Source organism: Hymenobacter polaris, assembly GCF_012927305.1.
Lineage (GTDB): Bacteria > Bacteroidota > Bacteroidia > Cytophagales > Hymenobacteraceae > Hymenobacter > Hymenobacter polaris.
Genome location: NZ_JABBGH010000001.1, coordinates 180249 through 200914, shown reverse-complemented (window position 1 = coordinate 200914; position 20666 = coordinate 180249). Strand labels below are relative to the sequence as shown.

Genomic DNA, 20666 nt, shown 5'->3' with positions numbered 1-20666 from the left:
TGGTGTAGGCGTGGTGGCCGGCAATTGCGCCAATCAGCAGATTGGTCGGGCTGGCCCCGTAGCGGGCCGGCCCGGTAGGCTGGCCCCGCCGGCCCCGTGGGCCGGCTTGCTGCTGCAATATTAACGCATTGCGGGCAATAATCAATTCCCTGCGCTTCGTGAAATACTGCCGCTCCTGCCTAGGCAAGCCATTGGCCGTTTGGGCAGTACGGCGGGGCGCCCCGCAGGTTGCCCGGCAGGCGGAGCCCTAGGGCCCGGGCGGCGCTAAAAAGGCCAGCTATGTGCGCCGCGCCGCGCCCGGCTTCTACCTTTGCGGCCGTTATGCTGCAACTTTCCGTTCTCAAAGAGCAAACCGCGCGCGTACTGGCCGGGCTGGCCAAGCGCCATTTCAAAACGGCCGAAGCCGACGTGCAAGCCGTGCTCGACCTCGACCAGCGCCGCCGCGCCCTGCAAACCGCCCACGACCAGGCCCAGGCCGAAGCCAACGAGTTGGCCCGCCAGATTGGGGGCCTGATGAAAAGCGGCCAGCGCGCCGAGGCCGACGCCCTGAAAGCCCGCACCGCCGAGCTAAAGGCCACCATTAAGACCCACGCCGACGAGCTGGCGGCCGTGGAGCAGCAGCAAAATGAGCTGCTGTATAAAATCCCGAATATTCCGCACGAGAGCGTGCCGGCCGGCCGCTCGGCCCAGGACAACGAGGTAGTGCGCGAGGGCGGCACCAAGCCCACCCTAGGGCCCGACGCGCAGCCGCACTGGGAGCTGATAAAGCAGTACGATATTATTGATTTTGAGCTGGGTAACAAAATTACCGGCGCGGGCTTCCCGGTGTATAAGGGCCAGGGCGCGCGCCTGCAGCGGGCGCTCATCAACTTCTTCCTCGACCAGGCGCGCGACGCGGGCTACTACGAGGTGCAGCCGCCGGTGCTGGTGAACGAGGCCAGCGGCTACGGCACCGGCCAGCTGCCCGACAAGGAGGGCCAGATGTACCACGACGCGCAGGACAACCTGTACCTGATTCCGACGGCCGAGGTGCCCATCACCAACCTGTACCGCGACGAGATAATTGCCCTCGACAAGCTGCCCATCAAGAACGCGGGCTACACGCCCTGCTTCCGGCGCGAAGCTGGCTCGTGGGGCGCCGACGTGCGCGGCCTCAACCGCCTGCACCAATTCGACAAGGTGGAGATTGTGCAAATCACCCAGCCCGAAAACTCCTACGCGGCCCTGGAGCAGATGCAGGCCCACGTGGAGCACCTACTGCAGCAGCTGGAGCTGCCCTACCGCATTCTGCGCCTCTGCGGCGGCGACATGGGCTTTACTTCGGCCCTGACTTACGACTTTGAGGTGTGGAGCGCCGCGCAGGGCCGCTGGCTGGAAGTATCGTCGGTGTCCAATTTTGAAACGTTCCAGGCCAACCGCCTCAAGTGCCGCTACCGGGCCGAAGGCGGCAAAACCCAGCTGCTGCACACGCTCAACGGCTCGGCGCTGGCGCTGCCGCGCATCGTGGCCGCGCTGCTCGAAAACAACCAGTCGGCCGAAGGCATTCGCCTGCCGGCGGTGCTGCACAGCTACTGCGGCTTCGGGCTCATTACCAACTAAGGACTGCACTCCTGCCACACGCTCCTGCTGCCAGCACTAGCAAAGCCCGCCCTAGCCGGCGGGCTTTGCTACTTTTATGTCCGCAATTGCGCTTTTCTCCTTTTATTTTTTCTTTTATGAAGAACCTTGTGCCGCCCATCGTGGCCGTGGCGCTGGCCGCTGCCCTAGCCCCCATTGCTGCCCAGGCGCAGATTGCTACGCCCCAGCCGAGCCCCAAAGCCACTGTTATGCAGCGCGTGGGCCTCACCGATGTCACCGTCACCTACAGCCGGCCCTCGCTAAAAAACCGCGACGTATTTGGTGCCGCTACGCCGCTGGCACCCTACGGCAAGCGCTGGCGCACGGGCGCCAATGCCACCACCAGCATCAAGTTTGCGGACGATGTGACGATTGAGGGCAAAAAAGTGCCGGCCGGCGAGTACGGGCTGTACACCGTGCCGGGCGCGAGCGAGTGGACGGTAGTACTAAATAAAAGCCTCAAGCAAGGGGCTGACGTGGATGGCTTTAAGGATGAAGACGACGTGGTGCGCTTCATGGTGAAGCCCTACAAGCTGGCCAGCAAGGTCGAAACCTTCACCATCAGCTTTGCTGACCTGACGCCCGCCACCGCCATGCTGGACCTGCTGTGGGGCAACACCGGCGTCATGTTCAAGATAATCAGCGATGTGGATGGCAAAGTAATGGCCCAGATTGACGACAAGGTGGCGAAAAACCCCAATCCCAATCCGCAGGACCTGGCCACGGCTGCCGTGTACTACTACGACAACAACAAGGACCTGAAGCAGGCCCTGACCTGGATTCAGAAAGCCAACGCCACCCAGCCCAAGTTCTGGAACGTGAACACGGAAGCCAAAATCCGCCTGAAAATGAAGGACTACAAGGGCGCCATTGCCGCCGCCGAGAAGTCGAAAAAGCTGGCGATGGAATCGCTGCCGCCCAATACTGAGTATGCCAAAATGAACGAGGAGCTGGTTGCCGAAGCCAAAAAAGGTGGCAAGTAGGCCCTAGGGAGGTTCTATTCAAATAAAAGAACGTCCTGCTGAGCTTGCCGAAGCATCTCTACCGCGCCCCAGGGGTTTTTCGGTAGAGATGCTTCGGCAAGCTCAGCATGACGTTCTTTTTTTGCATCTCCCCGCTTACTGCGCGGTGGTCGGCAGCACTTTCAGCACCAGTTGCGAGGCGTGGGCGGGGTTGTGGTAGAGCTTGTGCGTTTCGGCTTTGAAGTCGCTGGCGTCGGCCTGGTAGATATTGGGCACGTAGGTCTGGGGGTTGCGGTCAACGAGCGGGAACCAGGTGCTTTGGACCTGCACCATGAGGCGGTGGCCCTTCTTGAAGGTATGCATCAGGTCTTGCACCACGAAGGGCACGGTGGTTACCTCGTTGGCCACGAAGGGTTTGGGCTCGGAGAAGCTGTCGCGGAAGCGGCCCCGCATCACTTCGGAGCGCACCATTTGCTGGTAGCCCCCTAGGTGCACGCCGGGCGCGGTGCGGGGGTTGTCGGGCGTATCATCGGGATACACGTCGATGATTTTCACGACCCAGTCGGCGTCGGTGCCGGTGGTGGCCACTTGCAGCTTGGCCTGGATGGGGCCGGCCAGGGTCAGGTCCTCCTCCAGGGGCTCGGTTTGGTAGGTGAGCACGTCGGGGCGGCGGCTGGCGAAGCGCTGGTCGTCGGTCATGTACTCGCGGGTCATGCCGGTGGCGGTGGCTTCGGTGAAGGGCACGGGGTGGGCCGGGTCGCTGATAAACTGGTCGTACTCGAAGTTGACGTCGGGCCGGCGGCGCTCGTTGTCGCCGCTGGTGGGTGCCTGGAAGCTCAGGCCACCCGCCTGGCGGAAGTAGAGCGTTTTGTCCTGCGCCTGCTTGGGCGGCCAGGCCTCGAAGCCGCGCCACTGGTTGGTACCGCCCTCAAACACAATGGCTTCGGGCAGCTTGGCGGCCGCCTCGCCAGGCTTGGCGTCTTTGAGGTAGGAACGGAAAAAGGGCGCCTCCACATTTTGCTGGTACCACACCGAGGGCGCAGGACCGTAGTTGACGTTGCCCACCATCTCGCCGGTGCCGCGGGCCCAGCCGCCGTGCACCCAGGGGCCCATCACGAGGCGGTTGGGGAGGCCCTTGTTTTTCTGTTCGATAGTTTCATAGGTGCGCAGCGCGCCAAATAGGTCCTCGGCGTCGTTGAAGCCGCCCACGGTGAGCACGGCGGTTTTCAGGTCATGCAGGTGGGGGCGCAGGTTGCGGGCCTGCCAGAAGGCGTCGTAGTTGGGGTGCTCCATGAGCTGGTTCCAGAACGCCACCTTGCCTTTGTAATACTGGTCGTTAGCGTTCTTGAGGGGCCCTAAGCGCAGAAAAAAGTCGTAGCCATCGGGGGTGCCGTGCTTGATGCCGGGGTTGCCGGTGGGCGTGGGCTGGGGCCGCGCCTGCCCGAAGCTGTAGAGAAAATTGAAGGCGTGGGGCAGGAAAAACGCGCCATTATGGTGAAAATCGTCCCAGAACCAGTCGGCAATCGGCGCCTGGGGCGACGAGGCTTTCAGGGCCGGGTGGCGGCTGAGCAGGCCGGTGGAGGTGTAGAAGCCAGGGTAGCTAATGCCCCACTGCCCCACGCGGCCGTTGCTCTTGGGCCCGTGCTTGAGCAGCCACTCGATGGTGTCGTAGGTGTCGGTGCCCTCGTCGGTGTCCTTCTTGCTGGCGTGCTTCTCCAGCTCGGGGCGCATATCCAGAAACTCGCCCTCCGACATATAGCGCCCCCGAACGTCTTGGTAGGCAAAGATGTAACCTTCGCGCATCATCAGGCTGCTGGGGCCTAGGGCGTATTTATACTTCTTGCCGTAGGGCCCCACCGAGTAGGGCGTGCGGTTCAACAGGATGGGGTAGCGCACCTGGTCGGCATCCTTGGGCGCGTACACGATGGTGTAGAGCTTCACCCCGTCGCGCATCGGCACCTGGTATTCCGTCTTGGTATAGTGCTGCTGGATGTAGAGCGTATCGGCCAGCACTTTGGCCGTATTCTCCGCATCGGTCACGGACTGGGTGGCGGGCGGCAGGGCGATGGTTTGGGCGCGGGCGGCGCCTAGGCCCAGCGTGAGTAAAAAGGCGACAGGGAAAAGGTGTTTCATGGGCAGGACTGGTTTAAGCGCAAAAGAACAACGAATAAGTATAAAACACAGAACGTCATGCTGAGCCCCGCGAAGCATCTCTATCGAACGACTCAAAAGGCGCGGCAGAGATGCTTCGCGGGGCTCAGCATGACGTTCTTTTTGACAATTCTAGCTTGGCCCTAGGCCGCCGCGGGCTCGAAGCAGCGGTTGAGGGCGATGATGGCCGCCTCGTAGTCCTCGCGGCTGATGACGAACTGGATGTTGACCTTGCGTAGCGCGAAGCCGGCGCTTTTGATGCTGATGTTCGCCTCGGCCAGGGCCCCGGCGGCGCGGCCCAGCAGTCCCACCCGGTCCATGTTGGAGCCGATGAGGCAAACCAGGGCGGCGTCTTCCACGGTCACTTTCTCGTACTTCGCCTCCAGGGCTTCCACCAAGCCGGGCTTCAGGTCTTTCTGCCAGATTACCAGCGAGATGCTGTTGGCGCTGGTGGCCTTGAAGATATAGCTCACCCCGAGGTCGCTGAACGCCTGCATCAGGTGCAGGTCGAAGCCGGCGGCGCCCACCATCAGCGGGTCGTAGATGTCGATGATGCTGACTTTCTCGGTGCCGGTGATGACTTCCACGCGCTGCTCGGGCGACACGTAGTCGCGGGTGATGAGCGTGCCGGGGTGCTCGGGCTCGAAGGTATTCTTGATGCGCAGGTCGATGGCGTTGATTTCGAGCGGCTTGGAGGCCTTGGGGTGAATGGCCTCCATGCCCACGTCGGCCAGCTGGTCGGCCACGTCGTAGTTGGTGAAGCCCACCGGGTGGCAATTGCCGAGGCCCACCAGGTTGGGGTCGGCCGAGCAGAGGTGGTACTCCTTGTGGATGATGGCTTCCTGGGGCTGCACCGCCACGGCTATCTTGCTGAAGGTCACCTCGGAGTAGCCGCGGTCGAACTCGCGCATAATGCCCTCGGTGCCCTTGGTGTAGCCGGTGGCGATGCAGATGGTGCTGGCAAAGTCGATGCCGGCAAACGCCTGCCGGATGCGCTCGTCGATGGTGAGGGCCCTAGGGTCGTCGAAGCCGCTGAGGTCTACCAGCGTGGCATGTACGCCCTTGTTTTGCAAGATATTAACCGAGTTGAAGGCCGAGTGTGCCTCCCCTATCGAGGCCAGGATTTCGCGGGCGGCCTGCAGGATGCTGGCGCCGTTGACGTAGCCCGAGGCCAGCACGCTCACCAGCGAGTCGAGGTAGGTGCGGGCCAGGGCGATGCGGTGGTCGAGGAAGGCGTCGGCGGCGGCCAGGTCGAGCCCCAGGGGCACGTAGTGCTGATTTAGGGCCTTGAGCTTGCCCAGCACGTCTTCCAGCGCCTGGTGAAACTCCTGGTGCTGGGTGATATGGTGGTAGACGCCGGGCGCGCCGGTCTTCTTATTTTCGAGCAGCCAGTTGGTGACGTTGGAGTAGGCCGACACCACCAGAATGCGGTTGTAGGGGCCGGCGCCGTGGAAGATGATGTTTTGCAGAACATCCTGGAAGGCGGTCATGGACGTGCCGCCGATTTTTTCTACTGTGAGCATGTGAAGGTGGTTCCGGTGAACCTTACTCCCCGGCCCCCTCTCCTTGGGGAGAGGGGGAGCCTAGGCAGCGCGGACAGCGGAGCGATAATAGCTAGCTAAGAATACAAAACAAGCCGCCTGCCTTTTTGGGCAAACGGCTCGCAAGTTAAAAGTCAAGCGGATGAAAAGGCGCTGAGGCAGACGCACGAGCCGGGCCGGCTAGCCCCGCAGCCTGCGTAGCCCGAGGCCCCCTAAGCGCAGCAGCCACTGCCACAGCGCCGCCCAGGCCACCACCAGCCAGATGGCCGCCCACACATCGCTCGGGTAGTGCGCGCCCAGCACCAGCCGCCCCAGGGCAATGAGCACCGGCACCAGCAGCAGCGGCCCCCGCCAGCGCGGAAACGCCAGCGCCAGCGGCCAAAACAGGCTCCAGTAAGTAGCCGTGTGCAGCGAGGGAAACGAAAAGGAAACCCCAGCCGCCGGCGTAAACAGCACCGCCGGCCGGGGCCGGTGCACGGCCACTTGCAGCATACTCGCGCTTACCACGCTGCTCAGGTGCGTAAGCAAAACCAGCAGAAACACCGTGGCCCAGCGTTGCCGCAGCACCCAGCGGCCCAGCACGTAGGCCAAGCCTAGGCCGATAAATAGCGTTGGCCGCCCGCCCACGAAGGTTGCTTGTAGGGCCGCATCGGCCGTATTCGTTATCCACTCAAAAAACGGCACTGCCCCGGCTGCATGATAGTGCAGCCACAGCGCCACCGGCTTATCCAGCCATTGCGCGAGCACCAGACACCCTAGGGCCGTGAGCGCCGTGAAAGCCAGCAGCGGGCGCCACTGCCACGGTGCCTGCGTGGGGCGTAGGGTGGGCGCGGGTTGCATCTGCTCGCGCTACTTCCCGTTCGACTCAACCAAATTGGCCAGCACGCGGTAGGCGCCCGGCACGCCAGCCGGCAGCTGCCGGAACAGCGCAAGGCCGGTGTAGATGTAGCGCCCCTTGCCGTAGGGCGCCACCAGGATGGCACTTTGCTGCTCGGCCTCGCCGGGGTCGTGGCTGGCAATGACGGGCTGGTAGTGCGCGTCCCAGGCCGAGGGGTAGTACAGGCCCTGCTCCTGCACCCAGCCGGTGGCAAAGTCGGCGGGCGTGAGCTGGTTGGGCGCGCTCAGCAGCGGCACCGACGGCTTGAGGAAGGTGACGGGCGTGTTCTCGACGGTGATACGGTTGTTGGAGAGCGTGAGCGGGTAGGGGCCGATTTCGGGCAGCACCGTGCCGCGGTTCACCACGTACTGCACCAGTAGGGTGCCGCCGTTTTCGACGTAACGCAGCAGGGCGGGCTGCTGGGTTTTGAGCTGCTCCACGGTGTTGTAGGCGCGCACGCCCAGCACCACGGCGTCGTAGCGGGCGAGGCGCTCGGGCGTGAGGTCGGTGGCGGGGTTGAGCAGGGTCACGGCGTAGCCGAGCTGGCGCAGGGCCTCGGGCACCTGGTCGCCGGCGCCCATTAGGTAGCCGATGGTTTGGGTGTGGCCCCGCGCCACGCGCAGGCGTACTAGCGGCGCGCTAGCCTCCGGAAACAGCGTTTGGGTCGGAATGTGCGGGTACTTGATGGTTTGGATACCCCGGCTGTAGGACTGCCCGCCCACGGTGGCCACGGCGCGTAGCTCGCTCTTACCCTCGGCCGCGCCCCCTAGGGGCCGCAGCATAAAGGTGACGGTCTGCTCCTCGTCCTTGCTCTTGAAGCTGAACGGCGCCGCGGCCGGCTCGGCCTGCCAGCCGGCGGGCACTTGCAGCGCCAGGCTGCCGCTCACGCCGGCCGCGCCTGCCCGCAAGGTCACGGGCACGGGCTTAGCCTGCTGGTCGGCAAAGACGTAGGCCTGGGCGGCGGGAATGTTCACCAGCACCGGCGGTACCACCACCAGCGGCTCGTACAGCTCACCCAGCACCGGGTCGGTGTGCTTGTACTGGACGGGGACGGTGATTGATTTGAACCGTTTCTCCCCCACTGCATAGCGAAAAGTAGCAGTGGCAACAGGGTCATTTTCAGGCTGACCGCGCAGATAGTCTGACTCAGGCTCTGAAAGCTTATACATGCCCACTGAGCCTGGTTCGCGCAGCCAATAAGGCTGCGAAATAAGGGCATTAGTAAATCCCTTGAGTGGAAGCGTACCAGTTGCGTGCTTGCCCGCGCCTAGTGTAATGGCTTGCTTGGAGTCGGGTGCTTCATCGTCGAGCGTAATAGTGGTAGCATCTCCCTTAAAGTGAGCCCTGCTGAGCCTAACCTGCTCTAACCTGATGGGCAGACCCGACCGATTGATTATATCATAAGTAACAAGGGCTTCACCGCCACTGGCTAGCGCTGGCTCGCTAACGGTTGCCTCCGCATAAACACCTGCGCAGGCCTGCATCAGAACGGATTCTTCCTGCAACTTTTTTTGAATCCAAAAGTGGTCTTTATCCACCGTCATCAACGAAGCGAGTCCCTGAAAAACCTTTTCCAGCCCCGCCACGCTAGCGCTGGGGTTACTCGCATCATATTTCCGAATCACGTCCTCCACCATTTTCCCAATGGCTGCGCCGCCGGGCACGCGGTTCCAGGTTTGGTCGATGCCTTCAAATAAATCGGTTTTGGCGGGCGTACCTTTCACGAACTGGAAGTACTCGATGGCCTCGCCGCGCTGGGCGGCGGCGCCGAAGCCCTGGCTGCGGTGCTGCGAGCGTGAGTGGGCCGCGATTTCGCCGTAGCTCTGGCCAAGCAGCGGGTTGTATCCGCCCGCGTCGAGCTTGAGGTAGCCGTCCATGTTCTCGCCGGGCTTCACGAAGAAGCTGCCGGTGTTCCAGTACAGGCGCTTGGGCTGCCACACCTGCACGTACTTAAGCTGCTCGGGGAAGCGCTTGGGGTCGCCGGCCGCGTCGAAGGCCTCGGCGGCGATAATGGCGCTGGCCTGGTGGTGGCCGTGGCCGGCCCTAGGGTCGGGCGGGAAGCGGGTGATGAGCACGTCGGGCCGCTGCTGGCGGATAATCCACACCGCGTCAGAGAGCACCTGCTGGTGGTCCCAGACGCTGAGCGCCTCCTGCGAGGTTTTGCTGAAGCCGAAGTCGTTGGCGCGGGTGAAGAACTGCTTGGCCCCGTCGATGCGGCGGGCCGCCAGCAGCTCCTGGGTGCGGATGACGCCCAGCTGCTCGCGCAGCTCGGGGCCGATGAGGTCCTGGCCGCCGTCGCCCCTGGTGAGGCTGAGGTAGCTGGTTTCGAGGTGGCGCTCGTTGGCCAGGTAGGCCAGCAGGCGGGTGTTCTCGTCGTCGGGGTGGGCGGCGATGTACATCACCGACCCTAAGGTGTCGAGCTTTTTCAAGCCCTGCAAAATCTCGGACGAAGAGTAGGTTTTGGGCGCCTGTGCCTGCGCAATTATCAATGAGCAATTAACAAGTACCAGAGCGAGCACCAGGCGCAAGGAGGCGCAGAAAAAGCGGGTCATAGCATACAAACCAGTTCGGCGGCCGAAGTTACCGGCCGGCGGCTAGCCCCCGCAGCGCCGCTGCCGCGAGGGCACTGGCAGTGGCTGCATCAGCAGGGGACAGGTGGGGGGCGGCTGCACTGCGCTGGCTGGCGCGTAGGCGGCGCAGTAGCCAGCGGCCCAGCAGCGAAGGCAGCCCGCGGCAGGCACCTCGGGAGGGCGCTGGCACGAAAGCGAGGAAAAAGTAGTGGGTGTCATGCCAGGGGTAGCGCGGGCGGCAAATACCCAGCGGCAAGTACCGCCAGCAGGCCGCCTGCGCAACGCAAAGGTCCGGCGGCTCCCCATCGAGCTTACCCTCGCGGGCGACCAAGCCGAACAACTGGGCCATCAACCGTACCCGTTTCTCTCCCAAGGTCTAAAACGGCCGCAAAAGCCATGGCACGCTAGCGGGGTCCGTTTGCACAATACCTCTAAGCTCGGTTATTTACTAAGCAGCTGGCCACCGTGAGTTCTTCGCAGGTCCTAGGGCCTCATAGAGGCTTTCACCCACAATTAACGCCTTTTCAAGTAGTTGCTACCTACTTTTATCGCCCTGTTAATCTATCGTATAAAATATAATTTTAAGCGGATTACGTAGTCTATAAGCTACCCGCCCAAGCAAGGCCGTGCGCTTACTTACGCTCGGAAGCGGCACTGCCCAGGCCGGGCCCAAACGGGCAGTTGATAGGGGGAGCCACGGTGTGCGGCGCGTATACGGCGCAGTAGTGGCGCACGGCACACCGCGCGCAGCTACCCGCGGCAGCTCGGGGTGGCGGCGGGATGTGGGGAGACGGGTCGGCAGGCATTACCAGGCAGCACTAAAGCGGGCAAACAGTGCCTTAGTGCAGTTCAAAATTGCTTAAGTACCACGAAAAAAACGTCTTTTATATGTCAACTGCCGCTTCTACTGGCTCAGATTCCGCTATTCCCTGGCCGACAAGGCATATTTAAACTCACCAAAATACCATTTGCCGGGGGTGGTCGGGGCGGCTTGGCGGGCCCCACCGGCCCTAGGCCCTGGCGTACCTTTGGGGGGTTATGCACCCCTCTCCTACCCTGGCGCCGCTGCTGGCGGCGGCCGGCGCCGCGCCCCGCTCGTTTTTGGCCGCCGTGGCCCACGAGCTACTCGCCACCTACGGCCCCGCCGAGGAGCTGAGCGACCTAGTGGTGGTGGTGCCCACGCGCCGGGCGGTGGTGTACTTGCAGAATGAGTTGGCCCTGGCTACACCCCTGGGCCAGGCACTGTGGGCCCCGCGCATCGCGGCCATGGAGGACTACATGGTGGAGCGCGCCCAGGTGCAGCTCGAAGAGCCCATTGCTTTGCAGCTGCTGCTGTTCGATATTTTTCGTGACATCGACCCGAGCCTGCAGTTCGACCACTTTGTGGGCTGGAGCGGGTTGCTGCTGCAAGATTTTTCGGCCCTCGACCAAAACCTGGCCGATACCAAGGAGGTGTTTGCCTACCTGGCCGAGGCCAAAGCCTTAGAGCGCTGGCAGCTGGAGCCGGGCCAGAAAACCACCGGGCTGGACCGCTACTTCGGCTTCTGGGGGCAACTGCACCGGGTGTACCGGCAGTTTAAGAAGCGCCTGCGCCCCCAGCACCTGGCCTACCCCGGCCTGGCCTACCGCCGCGCTGTGCAGCACCTGCAAGCCGAGCTGGCCGACCCCAAGCGCGAATTGCCTGCCCGCCACGTTTTTGTGGGCCTAGGGCAACTCAGCAAGTCTGAAGAAAAATTCATCAACCTGCTGCGCAAGCACGACCGGGCCGAGCTGTACTTCGACGCCGACCCCTTTTACCTCGAAGACGACTCGCCCAACCGCGCCGGGCAGGCCCTGCGCCGCTACTGGCAGCGCTGGAATTTGCCGCGCGACACCTTCACCTTGCACGAGCATCTGCGCCAGGCGCCCCACCACGTGCGCCTGCTGGGCGTGGCCAACGCCAGCGCCCAGGGCAAGCTGGCCGGCCAGCTGCTGGCCGCGGCCCGCCTGCGCCACCCCCGCGCCAGCGTGGCCGTGGTGCTGCCCGACGAAACCCTGCTGCTGCCCGTGCTGCACGGCCTGCCCCCACGGGAAATCGTGCCCGAGTTCAACGTGACGATGGGCCTCAGCTTTCAAAGCACGGCCCTGTTCAATTTGGTCGATTTACTGTTTGAGGTGCACCTGACGGGCGTGCGCGAGGGCGAAACTGGCCCCGACTACGGCGTGCCGCGCTACCACCACCTGGCCGTGACCAAGCTGCTGGCGCACCCGTTTTTGCGCCGCTACCAGCAGTGGCTGGATAAGCAGGCGGATGCGCCGCAGTACCACGGCCTGCTCGACAACATTTGCCGCACCATCGTGCAGCGCCATATGGTGCTGCTGCCCGCGCCCGATTTGCTGGCCCTCGGGCAGGGCCACCCGCTCATTGGGGCGCTGTTTCAGCCCTGGAACAACTGCGACGACATCATCCGAGCCTGCTATACGCTCATCGACTTGCTCAAGCAGGTGTACGAGCACGACCACTCGGCCATCGAGGCCGAGTACCTGTACTTGTTTTACACGCTGGTGCGGCAGCTCGATTCGGCCTTCGACTGCCGCGAGCAGCGCCTGAGCGTGCGCTCGTTCCGGCGCTTTTTGTACGAGCAGATGCGGCGCACCCGCCTGCCCTTTGCCGGCGAGCCGCTGGCCGAGGTGCAGATTATGGGCTTGCTCGAAACGCGGGCCTTGGACTTCGACCACGTTATCATCCTGAGCTGCAACGAGAACACGCTGCCCGCGCCCAAGCGCCAGCAGTCGCTGTTTCCCTACGACGTGCTCACGCAGTTCAACCTGCCCACCTACGCCGACGCCGAGGCCGGCACCGCCTATAATTTCTGGCGCCTGCTGCAGCGCGCCGCCCGCGTCGATTTGGTGCACGTGCTGCCCGGCGCCGAGGGCGTGAAAGCCGGCGAGCGCAGCCGCTTTCTGCGCCAGCTGGTAGACGACCTAGCCCCCCAAAACCCAGCGCTGACGGTGGAAGATTTGCTGGTAGAAGTGCCCACCGACGCGCCCGCCCCCGCTTCCCTAGGGTCCCGCGTGGGCGCCGAAGTGGACGATGCGGCGCGGAATAGTTCGCCGCTAGGGCCCGGCGCGGGCCTAGGCGCCGGGCCGGCCGGTGACCTGACCCTGCCAAAGGACGACGTGATGCTGGCCGCCCTGCGCGGGGTGCTGGAGCGCGGCCTCTCGCCCTCGGCCCTCAACGAGTACCTGGCGTGCACCCTGAAATTCTACTTTTCGCGCCTGGCCCGCTTTCAGGAAAACGAGGAAGTGGAGGAGACCCTAGGGGTGGATGGCTTCGGCACGGTGGTGCACGACGCGCTGGAGCACCTGCTGAAGCCCTTCGAGCAAAGCGGCCAGCCCCTGACCGCCGCCGACCTGCCCGAGTTGCTGCAAAAAGTGCCCGCCGAGGTGCGCCGCCAGTTGCGCCAGGAAGAAGCCGAGCGCCAGGCCCGCCCCGACGACGGCCTCAACTACGTGCTGGGGCAGGTGGCCGTGCGCATCATCCGCAAGTACTTCGAGAGCCTGCCCAGCCAGCCGCTGGTGCTGCCGCTGCACATTGCCGCCCAGGAAACCGACCTGGTGGCCACCGTCTTCGTGGACTTGCCGGGCGAAACCGAGCCGCTGCCCCTGCGCCTGCGCGGCCGCGCCGACCGCATCGACGCGCTGCCCGACGGCCGCCGCCGCGTGGTGGACTACAAAACGGGCCTGGTGCACCGCAACGAGTTGAACCTGCGCGGCACCCGCACGCCCCTCACCGCCGCCGAAGCCGCCGAGCGCCTGCTCACCGAGTCGAGCAGCGGGGCCGACAAGGTGCGCCAGCTCTGGCTCTACCGCTTCATGCTGGAAAGCGACTTGCGGCGCCCCGCCCCGCCCGGCTCGGAAGCCGCCATCCTCTCGCTGCGCAACATCGACGAGGGCTTGCTCATGGCGCCGCTCGGCTTCATCACCGAGGCCACCGACGAAACCGATTTCCTGCAAGCCAGCGCCACGCTGATACGTCGGCTGGCCCACCGCATCCTCGACCCCAACGAGGCCATTCGCAAAACCGACGACCTGGCCAAGTGCGAGTATTGCCCGTACCGCGGCATTTGCGCGCGGTAAGGGCCCTAGGAGCAGGCTATTGAACAAGGTATAAGTAAAAAAACGTCATGCTGAGCCTGTCGAAGCATCTCTACCGAACAACAGCCCTAGGCAGCGCGGGAGAGATGCTTCGACAGGCTCAGCATGACCGCCCATTTGTTTTACTCACCTCACTTACCTACTCTCAGCTTAAAGCTTGACCCTCGGGTCATACTCAACCCCGTATAGCTATCAAGAAGCGGCGCGAAAGTTGCTGCCACCCAAAAACTACCCTAGGCGCCTCAGAGTTGCCTACCTTCGGCACATGGCGCAGAAACGCATCTACCGCCTCCTCAATCCCTTGCTGCTGTGGCGCCTGCGCCACATCGACGAGCGCATGTACGTGCTGCTGCTGGCGGGGCTGGTGGGCGTGCTAGCCGGCCTGGCGGCGGTGCTGCTCAAAACGGCCGTGCACTGGCAGCAGCAGCAGTTGGCCGACGCCGTAACTGAGCCCAACCGGGTGTTTGCGCTTTCGCTCTACCCCATCATCGGCATTACCCTCACGGTGCTCTTTACCAAGTACTTGCTGGGCGGCAACCTGGGCCGGGGCATTGGCGCCATCATCTACAACACGGCCCGCGAAAGCTCCATCGTGCCGCGCTCCAAGCTGTACTCGCAGCTGGTTACGGCCTTTCTCACGGTGTCGTTTGGCGGCTCGGCGGGCACCGAGGCGCCCATTTCCGTCACCGGCGCGGCCATCGGCTCCAATGCGTCGCGCATTTTGCGGGCGGGGCGGCGCCGGCGCCGGCTGCTCACCGGGTGCGGGGCGGCGGCGGGCGTGGCAGCCATCTTCAACGCGCCCATTACGGGCGTGCTGTTTGCGGTGGAGGTTATTTTACTCGAGCTGCCGGCCCAGTATTTTATTCCGCTGCTCATCTCGTCGGCCACGGCCACGGTGGTGTCCAAGGCCTTGTACGCGGGCCAGCCGTTCGCCCTCATCACCAACTCCTGGATTCTCAATACGGTGCCGTTTTACCTGGCCCTGGGGCTGCTCACGGCCGGGCTGTCGGTGTACATGATTCGCACCTATAACTGGTTTGATAAATTTTGGGAGCGCTGGCCGGGGCTGCGCTGGCAGAAAGTACTGGCGGGCGGCCTAGGGCTGGGCGCGCTCATTTTCCTGTTTCCGCCGCTCTACGGCGAGGGCTACACCACAGTGGTGGAGAAGCTGCTGGCCGGCGAGGCCTCGCGCCTCACCGACGGCAGCCTGTTCTCGGTGTACGGCGACGACAACGTGTGGCTGCTGCTGGCGCTGGTGTTCTTCACCATGCTGTTCAAAGTAGTGGCCACCAGCGTCACGATTGGGGCGGGCGGCAACGGCGGCATGTTTGGCTCGTCGCTGGTGGCGGGGGCCCTAGGGGGTTTCCTATTCGCCCGGCTCATCAACCTCACCGGGCTGGTGGCCATTCCCGAGGTGCACTTCGTGGTGCTGGGCATGGCCGGCGTGCTGGCGGGCGTGGTGCACGCGCCGCTCACGGCCATCTTCCTCATTGCCGAAATCACGGGCGGCTACGCCCTCTTCGTGCCCCTGATGCTGGTTACCAGCTTCTCCTACCTCATTACCAAGCACTTCGAGCCCTACTCGGTGTACACCAAGAAGCTGACGCTAAAGGGCGTGGACGTGAACGCCGACCGCGACCACGACCTGCTCGCGCGTCTCGACCTGCCCCGCCTGCTCGATACGGCCTACGTGCTTTTGCGCCCCCGCACCACCCTAGGCGAGCTGGTGGAGGTATTTCGGCACGCCCACCGCAACGTGTTTCCGGTGGTGAACAAGGAGGGGCGGCTGCGCGGCATCATCACCCTGGACATGGTGCGCGACACCCTTTTCGACAACGAACACTACACCACCACCACCGTGCGCGAGCTGATGCAGCAGCCCCCCGTCACCATCCTGGTCAGCGACTCGGTGGAGCACGCCCTCGAAATGCTGGAGTATACCACCAGCCCCGCCCTGCCGGTGGTGGATAGCGTGGGCACTTACCGAGGCTTCATCACCCGCGCCAACATCCTGGCCCGCTACCGCCGCGAGTTGATTGAGGAAGGGCAGGCGTAGCAGCACCCAATCAGCCGGAGGTTAGTTTTGGCCTTACTACTTCGGCAGTCTAGCCTCATGGCCCACGCTTTACTTACTCCGCGCATGGCGCAGCTTCGCCGCACAGTTGGGCTGGCCCTGGCAATTGCCTGGCAAGGGCTGGCCGGCCCAGCTGCCAGCGCGGCGCAGATGTCTAGTTCCTCTCAAATCGACAGCCTGGTAGGGCGGGCCATGCGCACGTTTGACGTGCCGGGGCTAGGGCTGGCCATCGTGCAGAACGGGCACGTGGTGCTGGCCCAAGGCTACGGCGTGCGCGTGGCTGGCACCCGGCAGGCGGTGGATGCCCACACGCTGTTTGCCATCGCCTCCAATAGCAAGGCGTTTACGGCGGCGGCCCTGGGCATCTTGGTAGATGAGGGCAAGCTGCGCTGGGACGACAAGGTGATTGACCACCTGCCCGAGTTTCGGATGTATGACCCCTGGGTGACGGCCGACTGCACGGTGCGCGACCTACTGACGCACCGCAGCGGCCTAGCCCCGCAGGCGGGCGATTTGATGCGTTGGCCCGACTCGGCGGCGTTTACCATTCCCGACGTTATTCACAACCTGCGCTACCTCAAGCCAGTAGCGCCTTTTCGGAGCCGCTATGCCTACGACAACATCCTGTACCTGGTGGCCGGCGAGCTGGTGGCGCGGGTGAGCGGCCTGAGTTGGGACGACTTTATCGAGCAGCGCATCCTGGCTCCCTTACAGATGCGCGCGAGCCGGGCCGCCTACGCCCGCATCAACCTCAAAAAGAACCCCAACGTGGTGCAGGGGCACTACGAGGTGGGCGGCCACCCGCAGGCCATTGCCACCAGCACCGCCGAGCTGGACGCGGGGGCCGGCGGCATCTACAGCAGCGCCGCCGACATGAGCCGCTGGACGCTGGCGCAGCTGGCGGCCGGCCAGTACGGCGCGGGCCAGCGGCTATTCAGTGCGGCCGTGGCCCAGGAGATGTGGACGCCCCAAATCCCCATCCCGGCTTCGCCCAATGGGGTGTACCACACCCACTTTGGCGCCTATGGCCTAGGGTGGTTTCTGGTGGATGAGGGAGGCTACCAGGTGGTATCCCACACGGGCCAGGACGAAGGCCAGCTATCCGAAATAACGCTGCTGCCCGAGTTGGGGGTGGGCATCGTGGTGCTCACCAACCAGGAGGGCGGCGGGGCCGTGCGGGCGGTAACGGACCAGCTAGTTGATGGCTACCTAGGCTTGCGCGGCACCAACCGCGTGCAGTACTGGGCCGACCGGGTGAAGGCCCGGAGCCAGGCGTCGGATACCGTAGCCGCCGCCGTGTGGCACGAGGTGGCCCGCCACCCGGCCCCCCTAGCCAATGCCCAGGTGTACGTGGGCACCTACCGCGACTCGTGGCTGGGCGAGGTAACCATCTCGCAACGGGGCGCGGGCCTGTGGTTTCAGGCCGCCAAGTCGCCGCAACTGCGCGGGCCGCTGCAGCCCTACCGGGGTAATACGTTCGCCATGCGGTGGGTCAACCCGCTGCTCAGAGCCGATGCCTTGGTAGTGTTCGCGCTGGATGCCCAGGGGCAAGCCAAAGCCATGACCATGCAGACTATTTCGCCAGCCAGTACTTTTCAGGGTCTGGACTTTCAACGAGTTAGTAGATAACCGTGCGGCTGGCGGCCCGGCTCCTCAAAATTCCACGTCGGCGGTGGGGCGCTGGTGCGAAATAATTAGGCCGACCATCATCAGCACGCTGGTGAGCAGAATAACGATGAACAGGATGTTCTCGCTGACTTCACCCAGCTGGTGCTGGGCCGGAATGCTGTAGAACAAGAGCACGGTAATCAGGCCTTTAGGGGCAATAAACAGCTCGGGCATGAGGCTAGCTTGGGCCACGTAGCGCAAGTATAAAAAGCGCAGGGCCGTGAGCACGGCCACTACCAGCAGGCCCTCGCCGATGAGCGGAGCGCTGAGCAGGCTAGGGATGGAGATGGAATAGCCGAAGAGCAGGAAAAAGAACGTGCGAATAAGAAAAGCTGACTCGGCGGTGATGCTTTTGAGCTGGTGCAGCTCGGCTTCGAGCGCGGCGGGGGCCGGGAGGTGCAGGCGGGGCAGCCAGCGCCGCACGGTATTGAGCAGCAGGTCGTAGTTGTTGACGGCTAGCCCGAAAGCCAGCACTAGCAGCAGCGACGAGAGGTGCAGCTTTTTGGCCAGGCTGTAGATGAGCACCAGAAACGAGAACAGCAAGAAGAATTTGACGTGCCCGCGCAGCCGCGTGAGCAGAAACGTGAGCAGCGCCGTGCTAAACATGGCCACCAGCACGATGAGCACTACCCCGCGCCCAAAGGTGAGCAGGCCGCCGCCCTGGGCAAAGTCCTCCTGGTCGACGAAGTTAAACAGCATGATGCCCAGGATGTCGGAGAAGGTGCTTTCGTACACAATAAATTCTTGCTTTTCGCCCGTGAGCGACGCCACGCTCGGGATGGCAATGGCCGAGCTGATGACGACCAGCGGCACGGCATTGAGCAGGCAGGTTTGCCAGCCGGCCCCCAGCCACAGGTGCAGCAGCGCGCCAATGACGGCGGCCTGGCTCACCAGCATCAGCAGCGCCGCCAAAAACGAGCGCCGAATAAGCGGCACCTTGTCGCGGCTCAGGCGCAGGTCGAGCGAGCCCTCCAGCACTATCATTATCAGGCCGATAATACCAAATATTTCGAGCAGCGTTTTGGGAATGTGCAGCGCGTAGCCCACGTACTCGGAGAGCTGCTGCAAGCCAATGCCGGTGAGTAGCAGCAGCAGCACCGACGGAATGCGCGTGGCCTGCGACGCCAGGTTAAATACGTAGGACAGGATAACGGCCAAGCTGAGGCCGATAAGGATGGCATAGGAAGTCATGGGGGCAAGGGTACGGGCGCCGCCGCTGGGCCGTTGCCGCCGGGTGGCCCTAGGGCGGGCGCCCGGCCGCGAGGAGGCGGCGGGCTACTTTTGGGGTGTGCTACCCGCTGCTACCGTTGCTGCTACTGCCGGGGCCGCCCCGCTCGTGGCCGTGGTGGGCGGCGGCCCCGCCGGCCTGCTGGCCGCCCAGCGCCTGGCCGAGGCTGGCTGCCGGGTGCAGGTGTTCGAGCAAAAAGCGACCCTAGGGCGCAAGTTTCTGGTGGCCGGGCACGGCGGCTTCAACCTCACCCACAGCGAGGCCCTAGGGCCATTTGCCACCCGCTACGGTGCGCAGGCGCCCTTTTTTGCGCCAGTCCTGGCCCACTTCTCGCCCCAGGAGTTGCGCCGCTGGGCCGCCGACCTGGGCATCGCCACGTTCGTGGGGAGCAGCGGGCGCGTGTTTCCCGAGGGCCAGCACAAGCCGGCCGATTTGCTGCGCGCCTGGCTGCGCCGCCTGGTCGAGCTGGGCGTCGAAACCTACCCTAGGCACCGCTGGCTGGGCTGGGCCGGCGCGGCGGGCCTGCGGCTGCTGAACGAAAAAACCCAACAGGAATTTACCGTGGCGCCCGCGGCTACCGTGCTGGCCCTCGGGGGCGCCAGCTGGCCCCAAACCGGCTCCGATGGCCGCTGGGTGCCGCTGCTAGCCGAGCTGGGCGCGGCGAGCATGCCCTTCGCGCCGGCCAACTGCGGGGCCGAGGTAGCGTGGTCAGCTTTTTTCCAGGAGAAAGTGGGCCGCGCCCCGCTCAAAAACGTGGCCCTGAGCTGCAACGGCCACACCGTGCGAGGCGAAATACTGCTCACCGACTACGGCCTGGAGGGCACGCCGGTGTACGCCCTTACGCCCCAGGTACGGGCGGCGCTGGCGGCCGGCCGCCCCGCCTGGCTGCACCTCAACCTCAAGCCCGACCTGCCCTTGAGCGAGCTGCAGCAGCGGCTGGCGCGGCGCAAGCCCGGCGCCTCGCTGGCCAGCTTCCTAGCCGAAAGCCTCAAACTTAAGAGCCCGGTGCCCACGCTGTTGCGCGAGCTGACTGGCCCCACCCCGCCCGACCTGGCGGCCGCCCTCACAGCGCTTCCCGTGCCGGTAGCCGGCCTGCGCCCGCTGGCCGAGGCTATTTCGAGCGCGGGGGGCCTAGGGTTTGCGGCAGTGGATGCGCACCTGATGCTGCGGCAGCGGCCGGGCACCTTCGTGGCCGGCGAAATGCTGGATTGGGAAGCGCCCACCGGCGGCTACTTGCTGCAAGGCTGCTTCAGCACCGGCGCCTGGGCGGCGGCCGGCGTGCTGGCGTGGCTGAATAGCGGTGAGCAGGTGAACTAGTGAAATGGGTAAAAAGCCAGAACGTCATGCTCATCTGGCGTCCGCCTGTCGAAGCATCTCTCCCGCGTAAGTAATCCTGACGTTTGGAGTTAGTTACGCGGTAGAGATGCTTCGACTGCGCTCAGCATGACGTTCTTTTTTGCGCACCCTTTTTTACGCACTACCTCACGACTGCACCGATTTGCGCTCGGCCTCGCGCAAAATCTGGCGGGCCTCGCCTATCAGGCGGCGGCCGGGGTCCAGCTCGTCGTGGGCTACTAGGGCCAGCAGCAGCAAGAAGGAGATGATGGGCAGGGCAAACCCCAGCAAGAACCACAGCCAAAACGAGCGGCCGTGCGAGTGCGCGCAGTAGCCGGTCAGTATCGGAATGAAGGACAGGGCCACGGCCACGGCCAAAATCATGTCGATGAAGAGCATAGGCGAGGCGTGGGGGTGAGGGGGATTGGCGCCGGCAGGGGCCAGCAGCCCGAAGGTACGACTTTTAGCGGATTAAAATAAGCGCGGGGACGGATAAAGTCGGCGGT

Annotated in this window: 12 protein-coding genes; 6 read left to right on the top strand and 6 right to left on the bottom strand. The window is 64.1% G+C overall.

What is annotated here, in order from left to right:
* Positions 1-321: 321 nt before the first annotated feature.
* Together serS and HHL22_RS00790 are read left to right on the top strand one after the other, a co-directional pair.
* Positions 322-1599, top strand: a complete 1278-nt coding sequence (gene serS / locus HHL22_RS00795) for a serine--tRNA ligase (RefSeq protein ID WP_169529077.1) — start codon at positions 322-324, stop codon at positions 1597-1599.
* Between the two features lie 116 nt (positions 1600-1715).
* Complete coding sequence (locus HHL22_RS00790) at positions 1716-2600, top strand: DUF2911 domain-containing protein (RefSeq protein WP_169529076.1); 885 nt, start codon at positions 1716-1718, stop codon at positions 2598-2600.
* A 135-nt stretch (positions 2601-2735) separates the two neighbouring features.
* On the opposite strand, the gene HHL22_RS00785 is transcribed toward HHL22_RS00790, so the two are convergent.
* From HHL22_RS00785 to HHL22_RS00770, 4 genes are all read right to left on the bottom strand, one after another.
* Positions 2736-4712 carry a CocE/NonD family hydrolase gene (locus tag HHL22_RS00785; protein WP_169529075.1) on the bottom strand — a complete coding sequence of 659 codons (1977 nt, stop codon included), beginning with the start codon at positions 4710-4712 and terminating at the stop codon, positions 2736-2738.
* 161 nt (positions 4713-4873) lie between these two features.
* Positions 4874-6253, bottom strand: coding sequence for an aspartate kinase (locus HHL22_RS00780; protein ID WP_169529074.1), 1380 nt, complete (start codon positions 6251-6253; stop codon positions 4874-4876).
* A gap of 198 nt (positions 6254-6451) precedes the next feature.
* Positions 6452-7111 carry a phosphatase PAP2 family protein gene (locus tag HHL22_RS00775; RefSeq protein ID WP_169529073.1) on the bottom strand — a complete coding sequence of 220 codons (660 nt, stop codon included), beginning with the start codon at positions 7109-7111 and terminating at the stop codon, positions 6452-6454.
* A gap of 9 nt (positions 7112-7120) precedes the next feature.
* A complete protein-coding gene (locus HHL22_RS00770) occupies positions 7121-9700 on the bottom strand; it encodes a PIG-L family deacetylase (RefSeq protein WP_169529072.1) in 2580 nt (859 codons plus the stop codon).
* Positions 9701-10756: 1056 nt separating this feature from the next.
* Between HHL22_RS00770 and HHL22_RS00765 the strand changes: the two genes are divergently transcribed.
* The 3 genes from HHL22_RS00765 (at position 10757) to HHL22_RS00755 (ending at position 17558) form a co-directional block, all read left to right on the top strand.
* On the top strand, positions 10757-13837 hold the full coding sequence (locus tag HHL22_RS00765) for a PD-(D/E)XK nuclease family protein (protein WP_169529071.1): 3081 nt from the start codon (positions 10757-10759) through the stop codon (positions 13835-13837).
* Between the two features lie 283 nt (positions 13838-14120).
* Complete coding sequence (locus HHL22_RS00760) at positions 14121-15911, top strand: chloride channel protein (protein WP_169529070.1); 1791 nt, start codon at positions 14121-14123, stop codon at positions 15909-15911.
* Between the two features lie 84 nt (positions 15912-15995).
* A complete protein-coding gene (locus tag HHL22_RS00755; RefSeq protein ID WP_169529069.1) occupies positions 15996-17558 on the top strand; it encodes a serine hydrolase in 1563 nt (520 codons plus the stop codon).
* A 24-nt stretch (positions 17559-17582) separates the two neighbouring features.
* Here the strand turns inward: HHL22_RS00755 and HHL22_RS00750 are convergent, their stop codons facing one another.
* The gene (locus HHL22_RS00750) at positions 17583-18788 is read right to left on the bottom strand and encodes a cation:proton antiporter domain-containing protein (RefSeq protein ID WP_169529068.1); all 1206 of its coding nucleotides are present in this window, start codon (positions 18786-18788) and stop codon (positions 17583-17585) included.
* Between HHL22_RS00750 and HHL22_RS00745 the strand changes: the two genes are divergently transcribed.
* Positions 18787-20142: a BaiN/RdsA family NAD(P)/FAD-dependent oxidoreductase gene (locus HHL22_RS00745; protein ID WP_169529067.1), complete on the top strand. Its 1356-nt coding sequence runs from the start codon at positions 18787-18789 to the stop codon at positions 20140-20142. The two genes, HHL22_RS00750 and HHL22_RS00745, sit on opposite strands and share 2 nt — an antisense overlap.
* Positions 20143-20307: 165 nt before the next feature.
* Here the strand turns inward: HHL22_RS00745 and HHL22_RS00740 are convergent, their stop codons facing one another.
* Complete coding sequence (locus HHL22_RS00740; RefSeq protein ID WP_169528927.1) at positions 20308-20559, bottom strand: hypothetical protein; 252 nt, start codon at positions 20557-20559, stop codon at positions 20308-20310.
* Between the last annotated feature and the right edge of the window lie 107 nt (positions 20560-20666).